At 43.5% G+C, this 22,242-nt stretch carries 17 protein-coding genes; all 17 read right to left on the reverse strand.

What is annotated here, in order from left to right; all coding sequences use genetic code 11:
* Positions 1-38 precede the first annotated feature (38 nt).
* The 17 genes from grpE to BVE84_RS00700 all read right to left on the reverse strand — a co-directional run bounded on the left by grpE (position 39) and on the right by BVE84_RS00700 (position 22,121).
* Positions 39-563, reverse strand: a complete 525-nt coding sequence (gene grpE / locus BVE84_RS00620) for a nucleotide exchange factor GrpE (protein WP_076995156.1) — start codon at positions 561-563, stop codon at positions 39-41.
* Positions 564-837: 274 nt separating this feature from the next.
* Positions 838-1,872: a heat-inducible transcriptional repressor HrcA gene (hrcA, locus tag BVE84_RS00625; RefSeq protein WP_076995157.1), complete on the reverse strand. Its 1,035-nt coding sequence runs from the start codon at positions 1,870-1,872 to the stop codon at positions 838-840.
* Positions 1,873-2,032: 160 nt separating this feature from the next.
* Positions 2,033-2,719, reverse strand: a complete 687-nt coding sequence (locus tag BVE84_RS00630) for a CPBP family intramembrane glutamic endopeptidase (RefSeq protein ID WP_076995158.1) — start codon at positions 2,717-2,719, stop codon at positions 2,033-2,035.
* Positions 2,716-2,925 (reverse strand): hypothetical protein, encoded by a 210-nt coding sequence (locus BVE84_RS00635; protein WP_076995159.1) that lies wholly within the window; start codon positions 2,923-2,925, stop codon positions 2,716-2,718. The genes BVE84_RS00630 and BVE84_RS00635 overlap by 4 nt, the downstream gene beginning before the upstream one ends.
* Positions 2,922-3,449, reverse strand: coding sequence for a DUF2812 domain-containing protein (locus tag BVE84_RS00640; RefSeq protein ID WP_076995160.1), 528 nt, complete (start codon positions 3,447-3,449; stop codon positions 2,922-2,924). Before BVE84_RS00640 ends, BVE84_RS00635 begins: the two co-directional genes overlap by 4 nt.
* 118 nt (positions 3,450-3,567) lie before the next feature.
* Positions 3,568-3,888: a PadR family transcriptional regulator gene (locus BVE84_RS00645; RefSeq protein WP_083708235.1), complete on the reverse strand. Its 321-nt coding sequence runs from the start codon at positions 3,886-3,888 to the stop codon at positions 3,568-3,570.
* A 269-nt stretch (positions 3,889-4,157) separates the two neighbouring features.
* Entirely contained in the window at positions 4,158-4,853 is a 696-nt protein-coding gene (locus BVE84_RS00650) for a histidine phosphatase family protein (RefSeq protein WP_076995162.1), read from the reverse strand.
* A gap of 69 nt (positions 4,854-4,922) precedes the next feature.
* Positions 4,923-6,260: a PFL family protein gene (locus tag BVE84_RS00655; RefSeq protein WP_076995163.1), complete on the reverse strand. Its 1,338-nt coding sequence runs from the start codon at positions 6,258-6,260 to the stop codon at positions 4,923-4,925.
* Positions 6,261-6,270: 10 nt separating this feature from the next.
* Positions 6,271-6,537, reverse strand: a complete 267-nt coding sequence (locus tag BVE84_RS00660) for an ACT domain-containing protein (RefSeq protein ID WP_076995164.1) — start codon at positions 6,535-6,537, stop codon at positions 6,271-6,273.
* A gap of 630 nt (positions 6,538-7,167) precedes the next feature.
* Positions 7,168-8,034, reverse strand: a complete 867-nt coding sequence (locus tag BVE84_RS00665) for a type II restriction endonuclease (protein WP_076995165.1) — start codon at positions 8,032-8,034, stop codon at positions 7,168-7,170.
* Positions 8,021-8,827, reverse strand: coding sequence for a DNA-methyltransferase (locus BVE84_RS00670; RefSeq protein ID WP_076995166.1), 807 nt, complete (start codon positions 8,825-8,827; stop codon positions 8,021-8,023). The genes BVE84_RS00665 and BVE84_RS00670 overlap by 14 nt, the downstream gene beginning before the upstream one ends.
* Complete coding sequence (locus tag BVE84_RS00675; RefSeq protein WP_076995167.1) at positions 8,817-9,671, reverse strand: DNA adenine methylase; 855 nt, start codon at positions 9,669-9,671, stop codon at positions 8,817-8,819. The genes BVE84_RS00670 and BVE84_RS00675 overlap by 11 nt, the downstream gene beginning before the upstream one ends.
* Before the next feature lie 165 nt (positions 9,672-9,836).
* Positions 9,837-11,114 carry an MATE family efflux transporter gene (locus BVE84_RS00680; protein WP_076995168.1) on the reverse strand — a complete coding sequence of 426 codons (1,278 nt, stop codon included), beginning with the start codon at positions 11,112-11,114 and terminating at the stop codon, positions 9,837-9,839.
* 126 nt (positions 11,115-11,240) lie between these two features.
* Positions 11,241-12,725 carry a threonine synthase gene (gene thrC / locus BVE84_RS00685; protein ID WP_076995169.1) on the reverse strand — a complete coding sequence of 495 codons (1,485 nt, stop codon included), beginning with the start codon at positions 12,723-12,725 and terminating at the stop codon, positions 11,241-11,243.
* 126 nt (positions 12,726-12,851) lie between these two features.
* Positions 12,852-13,643, reverse strand: coding sequence for a hypothetical protein (locus BVE84_RS00690; protein ID WP_083708233.1), 792 nt, complete (start codon positions 13,641-13,643; stop codon positions 12,852-12,854).
* Between the two features lie 650 nt (positions 13,644-14,293).
* Entirely contained in the window at positions 14,294-15,142 is an 849-nt protein-coding gene (locus tag BVE84_RS00695; protein ID WP_076995170.1) for a MurR/RpiR family transcriptional regulator, read from the reverse strand.
* A 460-nt stretch (positions 15,143-15,602) separates the two neighbouring features.
* Entirely contained in the window at positions 15,603-22,121 is a 6,519-nt protein-coding gene (locus BVE84_RS00700) for a sialidase domain-containing protein (RefSeq protein ID WP_076995171.1), read from the reverse strand.
* Positions 22,122-22,242 lie beyond the last annotated feature (121 nt).

A 22,242-nucleotide genomic window follows, 5' to 3' on the forward strand; every position in this document is an offset into this window, starting at 1 on the left:
TCTATCGTTACTAGTTTAATGACATTTCGGTCAAGTTCCTATGCGTAAACAACCACCATTGCTGGACGTAAAATACGGTCATGCAATTTGTAGCCTTTTTGGAAGATTTGAGCAATGGTGTCTGCTGGATGGTCATCATCTGCCGGAACAGTCTGAATAGCCATGTGGAAGTTAGGGTCAAATGCTCCATCTGCCGCTACTTCTTCAATCCCTTCCTCTTTCAATGCTTGGATGAGACTTTCTTGAACCATCTCAAGACCTTTTTTTACATCATCTGTCAAGCCTTCCACCGCCAAGGCACGCTCCAAGTTATCCAGTGACGGCAAGATGGCCTTGCCCAAATCCTGACTACGATACTTTTGTAAATTCTGGCGTTCCTCGCTACTACGGCGCTGGATATTTTGCATTTCAGCAACGGCACGTAAGTATTTATTCTCAAATTCTTCTGCCCGCTCATTTGCCAGCTCTAGTTCTGACTTTTCTTGGGGTTGCTCTTCTTGGGTTACTTCGTCTGCTCCCTCCACTTCCTCAAGCTGTTCTTCTTTTTTTATTTCTTCGGTCACACAAAACCTCCTTTTCTCACTGTATGCTTTTGACGCTCTCACATCTTAATGTAACTGAGTTCGAGCTAAGCTCCTTGAGAAAAAGATCATTCACCCTAGAGTCTGTAAGACTCAGCGGCTGACTTCCTATTTTCTCTGGGAGCTTCTGACGCTCTCGTATCTTAATGTAACTGAGTTCGAGCTAAGCTCTAAGTGAAAAAGATAATCCCTTCTAGTGCCTTAGCACTGCGTCGTGATTCCTATTTTCACTGTGAGCTTTTAACGCTCTCACATCTTAATGAACCTCATAATGATTGCTGCTTAGGTACCGGTAAAAATCGGTGAGTTTCATCATGAGAATACGATTGACGAGGTTGATTAGACTCATCAAGCGGTTGTAGTCAATATTTATCGGACCGATGACAGACAAGATTCCAAATCCACGATAGGGAATCAGAAATTTCGTCGTCACAACGGTTAGGTTAGAGAGCGAGGGTTCTCGACTATCTGCTACCTTGACACTTTGCATTTCATCTTCTGCAAGATTGCTCCGCATTTCAAGGGCTACTTTCTGCGGAAAATCAAAGAACTGATAGGCCCTAATATCCGCAAAATCAAGCAGGCGAAGTTTCCCCGCAGTCACAATTTCTTCTGTGAAAAGATCAGAAAAGATGTGTTCAAATAAATGAAGTACATTGTCCGTCGTTACAAAATGCCGTTGGATAATCTGAGGAATCTCGGTCCGGAGTTTGTAGTGGATATCCAGCACCGATTTTCCGAGCAATCTCTCCCGAACTAGCCTGCTGACTTCTGTCAAATCTCCCGGTAGGAAATTTTTAGGAATGGCAAACTGCTTCGTTAAGACTTTCGACTCATCCAGAGTCATGACAGCCAAGGCCGCATGTTGACTGAGGACAACGACATCAAAGGCTGTTAACCTCTGCTGGCTCGTCTCAACATCAAGTACTGCCACTGTGCAAGTTGTCAGCTCTGACAAACTATCCGCTGCTGTCTGAAAAATGTCATCCAGTCGAAAAAATTCTCTATCAAAACGTCTGACAACCTGATAGACATCTTCTTCAACTAGACTGTCAAAGGTCAACGAATGCTCCACAAAGTACTTAAAACCTTCCACACTGGGCATGCGACCGCTAGAAGTATGGGCTTTTTCAAGAAGCCCTTTCTTCTCAAGGGCCGCCATTTCATTGCGAATGGTTGCACTGCTTGAGGCGATACTTTCTTGGAGAGCTTTAGAACCCACAGGTTCGTGCGTTTTTGTAAAGATTTCAACGATCAAATTGAGAATGTCATGTTGGCGCTCTGTTATCAAAAACTCACCCCCATTCTAGGTTCCTCTATTAGCACTCTAGATAAGCGAGTGCTAACTTTATGATTCTATTATACACTGATTTGTCAGATTGTCAAGGTTGAAAAGCCAAAAATTAGCACTCTTTTTGAAAGAGTGCTAAAAATCAGTCTGAGGACCTAGATTATCCGAAAATCGTCATCGCAAGGGCCACGGTTGGCAGCGCATTATTCAAGATATGAACCAAGATGGAGTCTTTAATCTCCCCCCGACGCGCATAGGATAGGTACAACACACTACCCAAAGCAAAGTAGAGGAGGAACTCAATAGGAGCAAATGAGTGGAGGTGCAGGGCTGCAAATACTGCTGATGATAGCAGACAGGCGAGCCATTTGGGACCATCCTTGAATAACAGCTGGGTAAAGAGACCGCGAAAAACCAGCTCCTCGACAATCGGTGCCACTAAGGAAGTATAGAATAAGAATAAAAGAGCAACTGGAAAAAAGCCATTTTTTAACGTTGCTGCAATACCAAACAAGGCGGTGTCATTAGCACTCGTCGCTTGTCCGCTCATGAGCAGAATCAACAAAGTGCCAACAATAGCAACGACTCTTGCAAGCAGGCCAAATAAGAGGGCAATTCCTACATCCTTCAGATGCAGAGGACGCGCTGCTGTCTGTGTGTGATATGTACGCCAAAACCAAACAAGCATTCCTAAAACTGTGACGAAGTAGAGTAAACTGGCTCCCCAAGCCGTCAATAAGTTTAGCTTGCCCTGGTAATAGATCAGATACGTCAACGGCTGACTGATGAGAAACAACAATACTAAACTCCCCATCATCTTTAAAAGATTTTTATACTTTTTCTTCATAGTTTCCCCTTTCTATTCTTTTCTAATTTCCACAAGCGATACAGGATTAGCCCTATCAAGATTGGGTGAGCAAGGACTACGGTATTGACGAGGAAGGTTAGGAGGACCACGTGTTCAAACTGCACACGGTGCAGATTCATCCCAAAATTGATACATAAGATGGGCAATACTGCGATAGTAGCTCTTTTTCGCTGGTCATTGTTCATCTCAATTCTCCTTTCGCATACTGGTTTTTCAATTTATAAAATCCAATGCCACAGTAAAAAATTAAGAAACAATAGACGATTGACAGTACTATCCATGCTGGTGAGAAAAGATCGCCCCTACTTCTAAGGGCCTTCCAAAAGATAACGACCCCCATGGACACTAATAATAGAAAGCGACGTTTAAAAATTCTACCAATCATCTCCAACTTTGTCTGTCTATCGCTGTAGATGTCGGCTTCCTCCCCAGCTGTTCGCAATTTGCGGAAATAGGCAAAATTGTTGCAGGCACAGACATACTCCCAACCATAATCTGCATAGAGTTGATGATAAATCTCCCTGTCCTCACCCAAGTTTGGCTTAAAATCCAGACGATAAGCAACTTCTTCTGGTCTGCAAGGCTCAAATAGAAAGAGACAGAAAAACCGTATTGCCTTCAATTTCCAGCCCCTGCGGTGCATATCTGCCAAGTAGGCTTCCTCTTTTTCAAAGTCCGTAATGAAGAAAAGTTTCACTTCTTTTTTCATATCCTAGCTCCTTTCAAGTCCTTTCATATAGCTAGTTGACACCTGTACCACTCTCGCTTTTGCCAACACGGAAAGAGGATCCACTGCTTGACGGGACATCAATTTCTCTCCATTTGTGCTAGTCATATTTCTCGCCTCGGCTATTTCGATAAAGACGCTCAATTCTAGCTCTTTCAATCTCTAAAACCTCTTGCCCCAATTCCGTTATCAGATAGAGCTTGCGCTTTTCTTCCTCACGAACAAAGGCAATCAAGCCATCTTTTTCCATCTTAGAAAGAGTGCCATACATGGTTCCCGGACTAATCACTACCTGACCTCCAGTCACTTCTTTGGTCTTTTGGGTAATATCATAACCATGTCGTTCTTCCTGCAAGGCAAACAAAATATAAAATGCTGTCTCTGTCATCGGAAGATAGATTCGCCTGATTTTTTCCTCCATATTCGTCCTCCTTGCAGTACGATACATCGAACTTCGATACAAAGTATATCGCACTTCGATACAGTTGTCAAGAAAAAAGATGACCACTGTTTCGGCTTTAGACAATTACAGCTACCCATCTTTTCACACAGAGTTCACCTAGCTCCCTCGTTCGCCTTTGATTATCAAAGAACATGAAAAGAGCGAAGAAGTCTCAACATCTTTGGACAAAGACTTCCCCACTCTTGCTCTATAACATAATCGGTTCAGGCGACTCCCTTACTTTATCATCAACTATTCTTTTTGAGCAATTCTGCCCCAATGCGTCGATAGGAGAGGTCTCCAACTGCTTCAATGCCAAATTGACCATTTTCATACTTCAATACGGTAATAGACCCATTATCTAGTGCTAAATTTGTCGGACGATCTGGCGCCAGTAAGTGAACTAGCGTAGCAATGGTCATCCCATGACTCACGACCAAGGCATTTCCTCCCCCTTGCTTTTCAAGATCTATTGCAATGCTTTCAAAGCCACTCAAAATACGCTCTTTCAAAACTTCCCAAGGTTCGGACCAATTCGCTGAGTCCGCTTCGTAGACACCTGCTGCAATCTCGGCAAAGGACATGGTACTTGCATCAACAATTCCGCTAATCCGTGGTAAAACTCCGTTAAACAATTCCCCATCATACATCCCTTCAAAGCTACCAAAGCACCATTCGCGAATCCGCTTGTCTTGGTAGTAAGGAATTTTTCCAAGAATACCTAGTTCTCTTTGGGCGATGGTAATCGTCTGCACCGTTCTTCCCAAGTCGCTTGATACGGCTAGCTTAAATTCCAAATCAGCTTCTTTCAAACCAAGTCCTAACTCACGAATCCCCTCTTCGCCTATTTTCGTCAAGGGAGTATCACACCAGCCTTGAATACGACCAATCGTATTGAACATGGTCTTTCCATGGCGGGCTATGTATAATCTTGTTTCTGCCATTTGCACTTCTCCTTATTTTTCTCTATTATATCAAAAAACGACCGTCTAAGACAATCGTTTCCTGCTTCTCTAATTCTTAAAACTGTGGATTGGCGCTGGAATCTGTCCACCACGTGCGATAAAGGCCGCAGAGGAAGCTGGATTTACTTTCATAACCGGAGCCGTTCCGAGCAAGCCACCAAATTCAATCATATCCCCTTCTTTTCCCCTCGGGATAATCCTTACTGCTGTGGTTTTCTGATTGATCACTCCAATGGCTGCCTCATCTGCAATCATAGCGGCGATTGTTTCTGCCGGGGTCGCTTCTGGGATAGCGATCATGTCTAATCCTACCGAACAAATTGCCGTCATCGCTTCTAATTTTTCCAGGTTAAGCGAACCAGACTGAACAGCTGCAATCATCCCCTCGTCCTCAGAAACTGGGATAAAAGCCCCTGAAAGACCACCGACTTGATTGCAGGCCATCACTCCACCTTTTTTTACTTGATCATTTAAAAGAGCCAAGGCCGCCGTTGTCCCATGCGTTCCGACCGTTTCAAGCCCCATCTCCTCCAAGACCCGTGCCACAGAATCACCAACAGCAGGAGTCGGAGCAAGACTCAAATCAACGATTCCAAACTTGACTCCGAGACGCTCACTCGCCATTTGACCGACTAATTGACCGATACGAGTGATTTTAAAGGCTGTCTTTTTGACCGTTTCAGCAACCACATCAAAGCTCTCTCCACGCACTTTTTCAAGAGCCCGTTTGACCACACCAGGCCCTGATACGCCAACGTTGATAACGACATCTGCTTCACCAACCCCGTGGAAAGCCCCTGCCATAAAAGGGTTATCCTCTACTGCATTGGCAAAGACGACTAGTTTCGCAGCCCCCATTTCAGAAAGTTCCGCTGTCTCCTTGATAATCCGCCCCATATCGCCTACGGCCGTCATATTGATACCTGTCTTGGTCGAGCCGATATTAACCGAAGAGCAAACCTTATCCGTCTCGGCTAGGGCGCGAGGAATCGAATTGATTAAAATCTCATCTCCTTTTTGGTAGCCTTTTTGCACCAAGGCAGAAAAACCACCGATGAAGTCAACACCAATTTCTTTGGCTGCACGATCAAGCGCCTTGGCTAAGGGGACATAGTCTGGGGCATCCGTCGCTGCACCAATCAAGGCGATGGGAGTCACACTGACCCTCTTGTTAACGATGGGGATACCTAACTCAGCAGCAATCTCATCTCCGACTACAACTAGCTCACGTGCTTTGGTCGTAATTTTTTGGTAAACTTTCTCTGCTACTCGCTCAATATCCGTATCCATACAATCAAGGAGAGAGATTCCCATGGTAATGGTCCGAATATCAAAGTTTTGCTCCTCGATCATGGCAATGGTTTCTGTCACTTGTCTAATATCCATATCCTACCTCTTAGATGTTATACATGGCTTCAAAAATCGCTGCACTTTGAATGTTAATCTTGACATTCAAGGTCTCACCAAAGCTGTCAAATTCACTGCGCAAGGCAGTAAAATCTTGCTTCTCATCGCTAGATACAACCGCCATCATGGTGAAAAATTCATCCAGAACTGTCTGGGAGATATCATCAATGTTCAGTCCTAACTCGGCAATCTTGGCAGATACACCAGCTACAATCCCTGTTTTGTCCTTTCCAACAACTGTAATAATTGCTTTCATCCTTTATTCCTCACACTTCATTATAGTCATCGAACTCCTCGCCATCAAAGAGTGCTTTATATTTATAGTCTTTTCGTTTACTTGTAGTACTATGCAACGGGCTGCAGGCTACTTCAACAGTCATTAGGCTGTTGAAGGTTGGACATCATACTGACGATAGCCAATAACAATCGTAGAGTACAGCAAAGCGAGTCCCAATAATCTGGGGGAGTGAAACAGTTCGGTGAACTGTTTCAGCCTGAGCCTAGAAATTCGAGAGCGAAGTGGGCAAAGTTGAAAATAGGGAAACGGAGTTTCAAACCACCACTTTTTAATGACAGGTGGTAGACTGAAAACCTCCACTGGAGCTTTTCACTCGTCGAAGTAATAGAAGATAAACCAAATGACTACATCATTGTAGCACAAAGCATCCTCACTGTATAGTTTGATGAAAGATTCCATGGCAAATCTAAGCAAAAACCAAACATTTTTTGGGTAGGAAGAGGTTGCATTTATGTATTGGCTTTTTGGATATAGGAAAACGCCCCTCTAGTCTCTAATGAAAATGCTCGGATTCTCACTATTTACCGACTAGGAGGAGCGCATCGTAATATTACTGCACAAAACCGTTTTATTCTTTTGCAACTTTAGCTACTTTAAAGTCTTTAAAATATTATTTTTTAAATCGTTAATATTATATAAAAGTGGCAAGACATCAAAAGTTTCCCGTAAATTCTTTTTTGCACTATTCCACCCCTTACCATCGGTAAACCACATAAATTCAACATTATGAATCCTCTTGGTTTCTTCTGTAATCATCTTATAGGAACGGGCGGTCTCGTTCAACTTTGAACCACCACTAGAATAAAAATTAACTTCCACTAAATATAAAGTATTTTCAGTCTTAATAACAAAATCAAATCGTTTAGAAGTGTTTCCCTCATGAGTAATCGCAGATAAATCTACAGAAAATAGTCGCTCAACATCATCTTGATAAATTTCTTTGAAAAGATTTTCCCCTATAGTATATCCCTCTGCCTCAAGATAACTTTGAACGATATTCTCCATAGCATGACCTGTACGATTTTTACGACCGTTGGTATCCATCCCTACTTCAACACCTGTCACATAGTCAACCAGGTTAGATATTAAATGATTTTGTAATAAGTCAAATATCCCTGATTTTTCTAAAAAATCTGCATATTCTTCATCGGAGTACTCTCGTTTTTTAAAATTAAAATAGAAATCTTTTTCAGCATCTTTTACAATTATCAAATCTTTTAGACGTTTTGCAATAATAATCGGAATAACTTTTAAAATCTCAGGATAACCTGATAATAATGTCAGGAACTCCTCCCTAATGTTAGCACTTCCAATTAAACTATTCATGATGTTTAATGGGATTTTTATGGATTCAACATTTTTATATACTTTTTTAAAATCTGTATAGTAAGTCCAATCAGCTACAGTATCTGTCATCGTGGACAACCATTCTTCAAAATCTCTAGTCTCCTTCATCCTCTTTCTCCAATCTTCTTTTCGCTATTTTCAAAAAATCTTCCTCAGCATCTATTCCTATAAATTTTCTACCTAATCTCTTAGCTACGACACCAGTTGTTCCACTTCCTACGAACGGGTCTAAAATACAATCGTTTTTTTGAGTTGAAGCCAATATAATTCGCTCTAGAAGATACTCTGGTTTTTGGGTAGGATGCTTGCCAGCCCATTTTTCTGATTGTTTCGTAAGTGAACCCGTCCAGACATCTTTCATTTGCTTGCCATCATTCAATTCTTTCATTAAAGCATAGTTATAGTAGTGACGAGCTTTTTTATCATTTTTTCGAGCCCACAAAATCGTTTCAGTTGAATGCGTAAAATAACGACAGGATAGATTAGGAGCCGGATTAGTCTTTTGCCAAGTGATATTGTTAAGAATTTTAAATCCTTCTTGCTCTAGAGCCATACCAACCGAATATATATTATGGAAACTCCCAGAAATCCAGATGGTGCCATTTGGCTTCAAAACTTTTTTACACAAATTTATCCATTTTCGATTAAAGTCATGCTTTTCTTCTAACGAGTCCACCTTATCCCAGCAGCCTTTATCAACTGTAACAACTTTCCCTCCAGAGTTAGAAATTCCTCCATTACTTAAAAAATACGGCGGATCTGCAAAAATCATATCAATACTCTCACCTTTCATTTTTGATAAAAACTCGAAAGTATCCGCATGAACAAGAATGGAATTTCCTTTATTATAGTATGGCTCAGTCATTAAAACTCCCCCATACTTATATTCGTTATTTTTCATAATTAGTTACGAGAATTTCCGATATTTTCCTACGACTAGAGGTTTTAGCACCGTTTGTTCGAGTGACTTCTACCTCATGGATATTAAAATCTTGATATAATTCTTCAACTAATGGACTAGAAGAATTTGATAACATGACAAACGCACCTTTTTTAGATAACATTTTAAAAGTATCCCGCAATCGGACTTGGTCTTCATAGGAGAATCCCTCATGAGTATAAGAAGTAAAAGCACTCGTCTCAGAAAGGGGAATATAGGGAGGGTCGAAATAAACAAAATCTCTTGCCTGGACCGCTTGAACTGCTGTTTCAAAATCCCCGTTCAAAATATGAATGTTGTTTTCGTTAAGGTACTTTGAAATGGTCATTATTAAATCAACGTCGACAATTTTAGGATTCTTATAGCGACCGTAGGGAACATTAAACTGATTCTTAGAATTGACACGATATAAGCCATTGAAATCAACCCGCAGCATATACATGATACGCGCAGAACGTTCAACAGGTGACATATTATCAATCCGCCCATCCCTGTCAGCAGAACGCAACTCTAGATAATATTCTTTCGCATTATTCTCTTGATGCTGGGTTAATAATGCGACTAACTCATCTGGATTATCTTTTATCTGTTGGTAACAATTTATTAGCTCACTATTAAAATCATTGATGTAGGCCGTCTTGGGTGCCAAATCAAAAAACAAGGCTCCCCCACCAATAAATGGCTCAAAATAATGATGATAAGACTCTGGCATAAACGATTTAATAACAGGGAGTAATTGTCGTTTTCCGCCAGTCCATTTCGTAAAAGGTTGTAATGTTCTTGAAGTATTTTTTATTGTGTTCATTATCAATAGTATACCACATTCTTTCAGCCTTGAGAGGCTATTTTTAGAAACATGATTTGAACAAATCATGCCAAAGAATCCATCTCGATGATCATGTATACAAGCCATTACTACTCTGAAACACTCGTCATCAGCACAATCACAAAAATAATGGAGCAGTCTAGCTTATACAGACCTTTTTTTACGGTGATGATAGAGGGCTAGTAAGAAGATCCAGCGAAAGGCATTGTCTAGAAGCGTGCCTGCCCAAATACCCGGCAGGCCAAATCTTAAAACGATCCCAAGCAAGTAGCCTATCCCAATCCGAATTCCCCACATGCCAATCGCCGTTGCATAAAAAGGGAGTTTCCCATTTCCTAAGCCTTGCCACACAGCCGTATAGATGACTGTCCCAGCTGTAAAGGGGACGCCAAGAAGTGAGAAGAGAATAACCAAAAGGCTGGCTGCAACGGCAGTGCTATCTTGTGTATATAGGCGGGTCAAGGCGCTACCTAACACATACATCAATACAGCCACTGGCAACATCAAGCCCACCGCAAGCCAATAGGTCTTTTTCGCAATCTGATCTATTTCCTCTGCTTTTCCTTGTCCCAAGCTATGCGCTACCATGAGAACCGTCGCCGTTGCAATCCCAAAGGCAGGCATGTAGTTAAACTGGGTCAGGACTTCACCGATCGCATTTCCAGCCACTGCTCCTGTTCCAAAATGCACGACAAGCGCAATCACCACCACATCTCCTGCTCGCATCATGAGCCGTTCCCCTGCGGCAGGCAAGGACAGACCCAGTAGCTCCTTATCCAAGCCCCAGTCTGGTCTAGCAAAAGAAATGGAGAGCCTGTTCCATAAGACTATGACTCCAACCAAACGTGCTAGAACAGTTCCTAAAGCTACACCAACAATCCCCCAGTGAAAGCCAAAGATAAAGAGACTAGAGAACACGGCATTGAGCAAGTTGCTTAAAAGACTGATATACATAGGAAGACGGGGGTTGCCGGTCGTTCGCACCAAGGCACCCAAACTCGTCATAAAGCCCAACAAAACAATGGTCCCACCTACAATAGCCAGAAAGAGAGCTCCTGCTTCTGCTACTGCCGCCTCTGTCCCTAACAGACGCAAGATAGTAGGACCAAAGAGGATTGAAATAAGACCCAGGCCAAGACCTAGAAGGAGCGTGACCTTCAGAGCCTCTGTCGCATGACGGGCTTGGCTTTCCTCATCACCTGCTCCTCTGCTACGTGCCAAGACACTTGAAATAGCCGCTCCCAGCGCAATAAAAATCGCTTGATAGATGGCGATGATATTACCTGCTACCGATACACCTGAAATAGCTACCAAGCCAAGGCTAGCCACAAGGTAGCCGTCCACCATGCCCATGAGCATCTGTAATATATTTTCCGCCATCGCTGGTAGGGCAATTTGCATTATTTTTCGATAATCTACCATATCATAAAGGAGCTTAAAAAGCTCCCTCCTTCTTTTTCTTGCACGGAAGCCTCCCTCCAGTGGAGAGTTGCCTCGTTCAGGTACAATCGCTTTTTGACGTCCTTTGTACCTTTATGATTTTCCTGTTTACAATCCTAGATAGCGTTCAACTTCTGCCTGCATATCCTCAGCTGCAACGACGGTACGATGACGAACTGGAGCTGTTTCTAAGCCATTCACTGCCTGCGGAAGTCCCACACCTGACAGGTTCTGCAACTGCTCAAGCGCCGCAAAATCACTCCAGCCAGTCTCTCCTGTCACCGCTTCAACTGCAACTACTGGAAATTTATAAGGGCTAGCTGTCGAAGCTATCACCGTCTTTGTCGCATCCTTCGTATCAGCTATATATTTTTGGTAAACACTGGACGCTACTGCTGTGTGTGGATCCTCAATATACCGAGAATGATCATAGACACGTTTGATTTCCTGAGCCGTCTCTTCTTCAGTCGCCCACCCTGCTGCAAACAGGCCAAACAGAGCCTCATCTACCGGCTGTACCTCATACTGACCATCTACCGCCAAGGCTGCCATCAACTCAGCTGTTTTGGCTGCATCATTTCCTAAAAGATGGAAAATCAGGCGCTCCAAGTTTGAGGATACAAGAATATCCATCGAAGGACTCGTCGTCACCTTAAAAGAGCGCTTCTTGTCATAGACCTTGGTCTGGAAGAAATCTGTCAAGACATTGTTTTCATTGGAAGCACAAATCAATTTCCCAATCGGTAGGCCAATCTGCTTAGCATAGAAGGCCGCTAGGATATTCCCAAAATTCCCTGTTGGAACAGTGAAGTTGACCAGCTCCCCCGCTACAATCTCCCCATCTTTGACCAACTGCGCATAGGCATAGACATAGTAGACAATCTGTGGCACAAGGCGTCCAATGTTCATCGAATTAGCAGATGAAAACTGCAACTGTTTATGCTCTAATTTGGCCCGCAAGCACTCGTCATTAAACATTTTCTTGACATTGGTCTGAGCATCGTCAAAGTTCCCGTCAATGGCCACCACGTGAGTATTCTCCCCTGTTTGAGTGGTCATCTGTAATTCCTGCACCTTGCTGACGCCATCCTTTGGATAAAAGACGATAATCTCTGTACCAGGGACATCTGCAAAACCAGCCATGGCTGCCTTTCCAGTATCTCCAGACGTCGCAGTCAAAATGACGATTTTATTTTCCAAGCCATGTTTCTTAGCTGCTGTTGTCATCAAGTAAGGCAGGATAGACAAAGCCATATCTTTGAAGGCAATCGTTGAACCGTGAAATAATTCTAGATTGTACTGACCATCCAGTTTTACAAGAGGTGCAATCCGCTCATCGTCAAATTTGCTATCATAGGCCTTACTAATACAGCGGTCCAGCTCCTCTGGTGTAAAGTCATCCAAAAAGGCCCCTAAAATTAATTTGGCTACTTCTTGATAGGACATCTCTTTCAAGCGGTCAAAGTCCAAGGCTACTTTCGGATAGGTCAACGGAGTGAATAGACCTCCGTCTGTTGCCAACCCTTGCAAAATCGCTTGACTAGCTGTTACGGTATTCTTCTCATCGCGTGTTGATTGGTATACTAATGTCATGTCTTATCCTCAAACTCTTTTTTTCCATTCTATCATAATTTGTCAGAAAATTGAATGAATCTAAGAAAAAACCAGATGAAAATCCGGTTTTTCACAATTCTTCTATCACAACTTATCATGTGGGGATTACTTGCGAATCACCCTCCCTAGCATTCGTTTTTGAGGCATAGAAGTTGTCAGGCGCGTGCCAAAGATGATGTTGCACAGCCAGATAAAGAAAGCAAACACCAGGATCGGAATGACACAGGTCGTCACAATCAACACCGCCACCGCATCCACCATATTGCTAAAAGCTGTCTCAAATTTCTCCAATAGCCCCCGAGCTGCTCCTGTCACCTTTTCCCAGAGAGAACTTTCGCTACTTTGCTCTGATGCCGTTTCTGACACTTCCTGGGCAGCTGCGATGGTCTGATGAATAGAGGCTTGATAGGTTGACTCAATCTTATTTGATACCAAAACGCTAGTCGGGATGATGAACAAAATAACTGTTGCAAAGAGAGACAGGCGCACCGCCAGCTGTTTGAGTCCCTCCCTTTTCAGATAGACATTTCCTGCAAACAAGATGCAGGCTGCTGGAATGAGCCATTTGAATACCACGATACTGGTAATGGACAGCAAATATTTTTGCAACCAAATACCTGCGTATACGATGAGGAGATAGTCCGCCAAATCAGCGATATTTTCTGCTAGAGGAGTACCGACATCACCAGGAATCAGGGTAATGGCAGTTGAGGTTGTCCCCGTCAGAGCCGTTAAAGTAAGGACCGTTTCTTTTTTCTCATCTAAGGACAAGATTGACTGGGCATTCATCTTTAGAATAGGCTGAAAATCCGCTAGGACAAATACTGACACCAAGGCCAAACACAAGAACAGCCCCACCATCAGTTGCTTCTGATACCGAACGATCCAATCTACCATTTGCACGCGCACTTCCCCCGTCTATCGTTAGTAAAGTAGCCCTAGTATATCATACCCGCCTTACTTCGTCCACTTAAGGGGGCTTTTAGGCTTCCTAGTGAAAGTCTGCCGTTTCCATTTGTACTCTCGAAAACATACTGAATGGCGCTATCAATAGCCAATAGACTGTCGACAGGCGTTATTCCTTCTATGCTCCATAAACATTAAAAATAGACTAGCTTTCACAATTATCGGTTGTGAAAGCTAGTCTCGCTTGGGTATTTTTGGTACCGAACTTCTGTGGTCACTCTCGTATTTTTAGGTGACCAGTTGAAACAGTTCACCGAACTTCTGTGGTCACTCTCGTATTTCTAGGTGACCAGTTGAAACAGTTCACCGAACTTCTGTGGTCACTCTCGTATTTCTAGGTGACCAGTTGAAACAGTTCACCGAACTTCTGTGGTCACTCTCGTATTTCTAGGTGACCAGTTGAAACAGTTCACCGAACTTCTGTGGTCACTCTCGTATTTCTAGGTGACCAGTTGAAACAGTTCACCGAACTTCTGTGGTCACTCTCGTATTTCTAGGTGACCAGTTGAAACAGTTCACCGAACTTCTGTGGTCACTCTCGTATTTCTAGGTGACCAGTTGAAACAGTTCACCGAACTGTTTCAATCCCCATCTTCGTCTCGTTCTTCCATTACTTGCAAGGCTGACAGCGTATTGGTGAATAATTGATGACGAGCGTCTCGGTCCAAATCAATATAGTAGGCATAGAAAATATCAATGACAACAAGCACCGGAAATTGAGGGGATATAATCGTACCTTGGGCAAGATTTTTCTTGATGGCTACGAGTACCAACTCATCGCAAGTATCCCGTAACTCCTGCCGATTTTTAGATGTCAAGAGGACCGTGCTAGCTCCTGTAGCACGCGCGTCTCGAACGGCATTGATAATACTCAAGGATTCACCCGACACAGAAATGCCAATAACGAGACACTCCTCATTTAAGGTTACATGGTTCATCCGAATCATGTGGTCATCCGTCACTGCCTTACAGGCCATACCGAGTCGCATAAAACGAAATTCAATCTCACGTGCCACCAATCCAGAACTTCCCTGACCATAGATATAGACCCGTTTGGCATTGTTTAAAAGATGCCCAACACGAACAAATTGCTCTTCATCAATGAGCGAATAGGTCTTATTCAGAAGTTCACCGTAGTCTGACAAGACATGCCTGGTCAAATTGCGATTAACGTGGGACGAATCTGCACTAGCACTGACTTCTTGAAAAGCATAGACAAACTGCCGATAGCCTGTAAAACCACATTTCTGGGAAAAGCGCGTCAGAGACGGTAGAGAAACATAGAGCTTTTCAGACACCGCTTTAGCAGATAAATCATCCGTCTCAACAGCTTCTGAGAGAAAATAATCGGCAATCTTGCGCTCAATGTGCGTAAAATTACTATAAACTGCTTCTATTGTCGGAATCACATTTTTCTCCAATGATACCATCGCTCTTTCCTTTCTTTTTTCTATCTCGTTCTCTATTTTTTCAAGTAGAAATACGGACAACTCTCCACTATATAACAATCAGCTTCAAGTGATTCTCTCCCTACCAGCCTTCCCCTCCCACCTATACTCATACTCTTTACACACCAAAAAGATACTTGGTTAAGAGTCCGGGGAAATGAACACAGGCTTTGTATCTTGTGTAATTGAGTTCGGACTAAAAGTTCAGAAAAGAGATAATGACGCTCGGTGCGATACAATCATCTCTTTCCTGACCTCCGATAACTGACAGGGATTATAAGTACATGTAGTATTAGCTGTGCAAATGAAGAATGTCCAACTCTCTCAAAATCCCCAGAACACTCTACTGAATAAGGAGTCCTGCTAGCCATTCAGTAGCAAATACTCAATAAAAACGTTCTGAATGTGAGTAGCCAATACGGGTCTGACCTTATCGACTATCTTACGATGCCCCTAAAACTACCGTTTCTTTCTCTTGGAAGTTTTGACCAGACCATAGGAAGCGCCCAAGGCAAACAGTCCCCCAGATACCTCCGTTAACTCCTGATTTACCAGCAGTCCTTGGTAATTGTTTATCCTTAACAGGAACTTGCTCCTTTGAAATGAGGGCTGGCGCCGGATCTTGCATATCCTTAGTCGGAACCTCTTTCGTTGACAGTAAATTCATGTCTGGTTGTCGCTTGCTACCAACTTCGACAATTTGGTGTCGAACAATCTTAATATCCTCTTCTGAGATAATCTCTCTCTGCTCGACTCCATCCACGGTTGTAATTCTAATCGTGACGATTTTTTCTCCCACTTCTCCTGTTTGAATCACACGCTCCACCCCTTGAGGTAAATCTGGATGGATTTTACGCAAAATTTCAAACGGAACTTCTATAATTTGCTTTTCCTCTCGATAAGAGATGGTCGGCGCAATTTCCTTGGTTCCTACTTCGATAATTTCTGCAAGTGCAGGGAGAGTCACCATATCTGAAGCAATCTCTTCCAACTCACGATCCGCTAGCTTAAGGGTGCGAATCTTAACCACCCGCTCTCCTTGTCTGCCCACCTGAATCACTCGCTCCGTCCCAAGTGGCAGCTCAGCATTCTCTCGACGAATAGTTTCAAAGGAAAGGACATGTGTTTGAGCCGTTTCTTTAGCATGCGGTCCTAAAGGCTTCGTTTCATCTCGTAACCAAGCACGAACATCCTCCTCATCAATATCGCCATCCTTATCCAAGTCACCATGCTCATCTGCAAACCAATCCATGATTGGATCTGATCGAACAGCATTCAATCGTTCGATGAGATTCGCTAACACCGTGTCTGTTAACAAGTGATGGGTAGCCAATTCGTAATGAAGAGCTTCCACCATCGCAATTCCCCGCTTGGCTTCGTCACTCTTTCTCTTCTTAACATTTGCTAAGGCTGTTTGATACGGTTCTTCATCTAAAACAGGATCTGGATAGACTTTCGATACAAAGCGAAGCTCTGCTGCTGATCCAAATTGATTGGCTGGTGAACCATGGGATTCATTCATAATCAGCTCCAAAGCAGTTGCTACTAGCCCCTCTGGGAAACGAATTACCTTCGTATCGCTCGTATCTGCCCAGTTACTAAATGGAAACTCATGAACCTGACCTGCTGTATCCGTCACTTTTAAAATTCCAGATTTAAAGCGTCCATTTGAACCACTTTGTCGCGGAACGTATTCAAAATGAGTTAACTCCACAGGCGCCTGTAAACGGAGCTGAATCTTTTGATTCCGGAAATTGCCACTCCAAGGAGAATGCCACAAACTATCTGAACTATTATCGAAGGCTCTAGCAATCTCTTCGCCAGGTTGGGCAGCTGCTGCCATATCTGCAAAATCGCCTACACCCAGCTTGTTTCTCTTTTCCATCAAGGCATCCCGTGCTTGGTAAACCTCTTGAATCAAGGCTTCTACTTCTTCTTTTGGCAACTGATCCGCCTTGGCTAAACGGAGGGCTGCTAGAGCATTCTTATACCGCTCTACTGTCGGAGCTGTATACTCTACCCCTGTATCCAGCAAGGTATGACGGAGCAGTTCATCGTCAATGAGACGCTCTAGAGTCGGTACGTTTTCTGCCAACTTATCTCCTAAACTGAAGTAGTTTCGTCGCAGTAGATGGGTGATAGGAGTATTTGACTCTCTTGCTCTTACCACAAGATAGTAATCGCTCCCCTCGTCCAAACGCCCTGAGGAAACCTTGCCAGCAATGCCTCCTACCTCTACAACCTTATCGCTTCCATCTTTATGAACAGACACGAGAATATCGGCTAGAGGCAGCCCTATTGCCTCTGCTATCTTATCCAAGTCAACTTCAACTCGGTCCTTGTGCAAGACAAACTCCGGCTTATGACTATGATAATGCTCGACCCTGTCCACCTGATAGGCTAGGTTACCAAGACTGCTAGCATAAGGAACATTACCGATAGCCCCGATCAGCAAACTATTCAGATAAGCCTGACCATTTGCTCCTGGATGCAGGGCTGGACTGTCTGCCATGTAAGTATACTTAGGTTCCCATAGGTATGGTGTACTAGTCAGAAGGTCATTTAGAGGCGTATATTGATCAACCAAGAGGATTCGATTTTCCTCTGCTACTTCCCTCATCTTCTCAATTAAAGCTGGAAGATTCGCAGAACGTGCAGTAATTTTCGTTGGTGTTGGCGTCCTAAAGATAACACTGGCATTTTTAAGTTTCGCCCTATTCACGATTGTCTGCAAGTTTTCCTTAAACTTCTCTGGAGTAACCGTCAGGCTGTCATTTGCTCCCAACATCACAACGACGACATCCGGTTGGTATTGCTCCAAACGGCTTTCTAAGCGACGAACAGTATCCTCACTAGTAGCTCCCGATACGGCTGTGTTGATGACGACGTCATTCTCGCGATGCAAATCTTGTAACAGATATTTCTCAAATAATTGTGGGACACTGTCATATCCTTTTGTCCACAAAGCCCCATGTGTAATGGAATCCCCCATAAACAACCATGTCAAAGGCTTCGTACCTGCCAACTTATCTTGAATATCTTGATTCTGTTCATTTGCCCATGAAACCTTATCAGCTGCTTCTTGGTCAACTAAAGTTCCTCCAACGACAGCTAACTGCTTGCTACCATCTGCACTTTTCACAATCAATTCATACGTTTGTCCATCTTCCAAGCCCGTAATCGTAAATTGGTTTCCTAATCCCTTGTCAGCAATCTGCCTTGCACCAACCAGTAGGGTGTAGCTCCACTCCGTCACACCGTCCACCTCCGGTACAGTTACCTCTAACTGACCATTCTGATACCTAGCAACTGGCGCCAGATCCAGGTAGGACTTAGCTTGTGGAATCGGCTGTAAATTAAAGTCCGCTTCGGATGTAGGAAAGGCATCCGTACGCTTAATCGTGAAGTAGCTTAACTGCCTAGCTAGCTCTCCTTCACCTCTTGGCGTCAAGGCATCTTCTTGCAGGAAGTTTTCCTTGAATCCAGGCGTATTCGTATGGTAGTAGTGGTCAGCAAACACAAGACGATTTCTACGTGGATCAGTATAGTAGTCTGCGAGAACTTCCTTCATCGCCTGCGTATACAGAGCTATTTGATCGTTTTTAGACACATCCTTAAAGGCATGGGGCGACTGTAGTACTACAAAACCATCATCTTCTCTTAGAGCAAGCCCTTTTTCAATAAATGAACGTAGTTTCTCTTTGAAGGTAGCCAGATAGTCTACTCCTTTTTGATAGTCCTCTTCTCCCAGCATGTAGTCAACGACACGTGGATTATAGGCTGTCACCAAGCTCTCAAACTGTTCATCAATCGCTGCTATGTCCTTACCTGCCTTAGCCGCATTGATGACATAGCGTTCACGACCATTCTCATTCGCACTCTTTGTCCAGCGGATATACTCTTCAAATTGACCAACAAAGTTTCGAATGCCTGCTTGTTGATCAAAGCGACTTTGAACATTCTTACCGCCCACAAATACCCAGGAATTTCCTTCAGTAGCGGTATCAAAAACCTCACTGATTCGTGAACCGTATTTTTCTTCAAAACGAATATCACTAACTGGTGGCTGAGTCTCTTCTCTTCTTTTCGGATCCAAGCGACCAGCTATCTCCACAGGAAGATGATTAAGCTGAACAATCTCACCATCTACAACCCCTGTTATCTCACTCCCCCAGTCTTCTGCCGCAGTGATACTATAGTAGAGGTTCGTGCGATCGGACTGGGTGAGGAATTGAGCCTTGTTCCCATTTGATAGGGTGAGATTTGGTTGACCAACAGCTAAGACTGGATGGCTTAAACGAATCCGAACCACCTCATCGCTCACCTTTTCAATTTCGGTAATGGTCACCTTGGATTCATCCAAGAGATAGTCCCATGTAAATTTTCTAAAGACAATATTATAGTCATTCTCATTGCCAGCCGAATGCTCATAGAGAACCCCGAACTCCTTATCTGAAATCTGTTTGACGGAATTATAGGCGAATTTACCAGACTGTAATTCCTTGTGCTTTATCCAAGTCAAGGAACCATCCGCTTCTACTCTAGCCAATCGGATTTTTCCGTTATTCCGACCCGAACCATCTGCATTGACCAAGATAACATATTCTTGACCGTCTTGAACCGTATGGGTCGCAGATAGTTGCACATAGACATCATTGACATCTTCAAACTTCGTCAGACCATCCAGCCAAGTCGCCCCACCATCTCTACTACGAGCCATCTGTACCTTGCCACTGAGATTACGCATAAAGATTAGCAAATGACCATTATTGAGTTGGACAAGGCTCGCCTCTGTATTTTGCTGATTGGAGTGATTCATCGTTTCCGCTTGAAGGACTGTCCCGTCTGCTAAAGTACGACCGTCATTCACCGCTTTTCCAAGATGCCATGTTTCGCCATGGTCATCTGAATAAATAACCCGTGAGGACTGAGAACCGCTAAAATGGGAAGTAAAGTTCGTCGTGTAGGTCGGAATCACAATACGCCCCGCATGTTCTCCTGTATGAAGAACGATACCTGAACCAGGACCTACCCCATGAAACTTCATCCAAGATTTAGAAATCGTTGGCGTAATATCTCTAGGAGAAGACCAGGTCTGACCATCATCATCGCTGTAAGACATCCAGAGATAGTTCATTTTAGCGACACGAAACGGACTGCCACTATTGGTCTGGAAGTAAACATTACCGAGTTTTTCTTCTCCCTTATAAATATCCCCAATTTCTCTATAAGGAGCTGTCTTGCTCTCAGTCACAACCCTATAGTCTGTTTCCTGACCATTTGGGTCATAGACCTTACCATTGCGGAGAGTGTAAGGCCTCTCTTCTCCTTCCTTGAATAGATTTAGATAATGCTGACCATCAATTTCTGTATAGCGCTCTTGTGGTGCATTCGGTAGACCAAAGGCTCCTTGCATTTCTGGAAAAACATCATAGACAGAAAAAATCCTCTTAGTGGCTGGATCCTGTACCAACGCCATGTCGATAGACATAACCGTTCCTGTCGCCTTATTCGCAGCATTTGGATTGGTCTGTAGATCGAGCATTTTAATCGTTCTTGACCATGTCTTTCCGCCATCCGTGCTTCGTTTGACAATCATATCAATATTGCCCCAGTCACTATAGGTGTCATGGCGCTCATCTGCCCCTGCAATAAGGGTCCCCTTATCTGTTACCAATAGCGAAGGAATACGATAGTAGCCCACATTTTCTAAATTTTTTCCTCCATGTGAGCCTGAAGCCATCACCTTGATCGGATCGGACAGCCCCTCAGTGGTCGATTCTTCAGGAAGAGAGGAGCGACTAAACAGTTCAGAACGTGTTGCGATTTCTTCTGGACTTAAGACCCGATTATAGACCGTAAAATTGCGGATATCAAAGATACTTCCCCAGTGATTGCCACTGGTCCCCCGCGATGTAGCACCGAACTGGACCTTATCTGCGGTCTGGAGATCTTTGACAAAACGGACATTCGACAGGGCTTCTGTTCGATTTAACACCCCATTGACATACATACGCACCTTATTGGTCGCTGGGTCAATCGTCACAGCAACCGCATTCCATTCTTGCGGTTTTAGTTTCAACGGACCTTTCACATAATTTCGGCTGTAGAATAAATCAGATGTATCTTGATTATGACCATCTAGCCCTGGGACACCATTGTCAAAGACAAATAGACTAATATACTCATTGCGATTGGTCGAACTAGACACTGAAAATAGATTGTAGAACCCAGGATTTTCCTTTAGTTGTTTGTACTCCATATAGAGGGTTGCCGATTCAAGAGTACGCAAGGTTCCTAAATCACCACTAATATCAATTCGATTTCCATTCCCCTCATTGACAGACAGTCCTTCATAACGGAGCACCTCATTTCCTGCAAAAGGGTCCTCGTTCGCTACCGGAGCAGCAGCACTGTCAGAAGCCGCCCTATCAGCTATAGGAAGGGACTGCTCCTTTGAATGGCTAGGAGTTGGTTCTACTTCAGCCTCTTTCGGATTTGGAGCTAGTGGACGATTTCCAGCTTCTTCTACAGGAGTCGTCATCGGCTTATCGGAGCCTGCCCCTTGTTCAGATACTCGATTTGGCTGTGATTCATTCTGTTCCCCAGCTGTCGGAACAGAGACAGCGCTTTCATTTTCTGGTACAACTGGCTGAGCAAGCTCTGGATTTGAATTTGAGGACTCCGTCTCGTTGCTAGTCGCTGGATGATCTGATACGGATGGATTAGATACCCGTTCTGGACTATTTGCAGGTGCTTCTTCCTCTAAATGTGTTTCATGAGCCAGACCCTCAGTCCCTGCCTCATGAACCCGTACTTCTTCCGCAGCGACTACCTGCGGCATAGGAACCACGCTGGCTCCCACAAAAATACCAATTAAAACCGACCCTACACCGAGGCTGGTTTTCCGAACAGAATAATGACACAATTTGTTCAAAAACTGCTCCTTTTTATGGTTCATTTTCATTTACTCCTTTATTTTTTACATTCTACTGTAGACTTGGTCTTTCGATTTACTTTTTCATTTTTATCGAGAACCTGCATTTGTAATTAAAACGCTTTCATAAAAGGGGTAGTTTCTC

Origin of the sequence: Streptococcus azizii (genome assembly GCF_001984715.1) — a bacterium.
In the GTDB taxonomy this organism is placed as follows: Bacteria; Bacillota; Bacilli; order Lactobacillales; family Streptococcaceae; genus Streptococcus; species Streptococcus azizii.

Excerpts from the sequence above, each read along its gene's own strand:
- BVE84_RS00700 (WP_076995171.1), bottom strand. The coding sequence starts at position 22,121 with ATGAACCATAAAAAGGAGCAGTTTTTGAACAAATTGTGTCATTATTCT.
- BVE84_RS00660 (WP_076995164.1), bottom strand. The coding sequence starts at position 6,537 with ATGAAAGCAATTATTACAGTTGTTGGAAAGGACAAAACAGGGATTGTA.
- BVE84_RS00630 (WP_076995158.1), bottom strand. The coding sequence starts at position 2,719 with ATGAAGAAAAAGTATAAAAATCTTTTAAAGATGATGGGGAGTTTAGTA.
- BVE84_RS00670 (WP_076995166.1), bottom strand. The coding sequence starts at position 8,827 with ATGAAAAATAACGAATATAAGTATGGGGGAGTTTTAATGACTGAGCCA.
- BVE84_RS00695 (WP_076995170.1), bottom strand. The coding sequence starts at position 15,142 with ATGGTATCATTGGAGAAAAATGTGATTCCGACAATAGAAGCAGTTTAT.
- BVE84_RS00690 (WP_083708233.1), bottom strand. The coding sequence starts at position 13,643 with ATGGTAGATTGGATCGTTCGGTATCAGAAGCAACTGATGGTGGGGCTG.
- thrC (WP_076995169.1), bottom strand. The coding sequence starts at position 12,725 with ATGACATTAGTATACCAATCAACACGCGATGAGAAGAATACCGTAACA.
- BVE84_RS00650 (WP_076995162.1), bottom strand. The coding sequence starts at position 4,853 with ATGGCAGAAACAAGATTATACATAGCCCGCCATGGAAAGACCATGTTC.
- BVE84_RS00645 (WP_083708235.1), bottom strand. The coding sequence starts at position 3,888 with ATGGAGGAAAAAATCAGGCGAATCTATCTTCCGATGACAGAGACAGCA.
- BVE84_RS00680 (WP_076995168.1), bottom strand. The coding sequence starts at position 11,114 with ATGGTAGATTATCGAAAAATAATGCAAATTGCCCTACCAGCGATGGCG.
- BVE84_RS00675 (WP_076995167.1), bottom strand. The coding sequence starts at position 9,671 with ATGAACACAATAAAAAATACTTCAAGAACATTACAACCTTTTACGAAA.
- BVE84_RS00655 (WP_076995163.1), bottom strand. The coding sequence starts at position 6,260 with ATGGATATTAGACAAGTGACAGAAACCATTGCCATGATCGAGGAGCAA.
- BVE84_RS00635 (WP_076995159.1), bottom strand. The coding sequence starts at position 2,925 with ATGAACAATGACCAGCGAAAAAGAGCTACTATCGCAGTATTGCCCATC.
- BVE84_RS00640 (WP_076995160.1), bottom strand. The coding sequence starts at position 3,449 with ATGAAAAAAGAAGTGAAACTTTTCTTCATTACGGACTTTGAAAAAGAG.
- BVE84_RS00665 (WP_076995165.1), bottom strand. The coding sequence starts at position 8,034 with ATGAAGGAGACTAGAGATTTTGAAGAATGGTTGTCCACGATGACAGAT.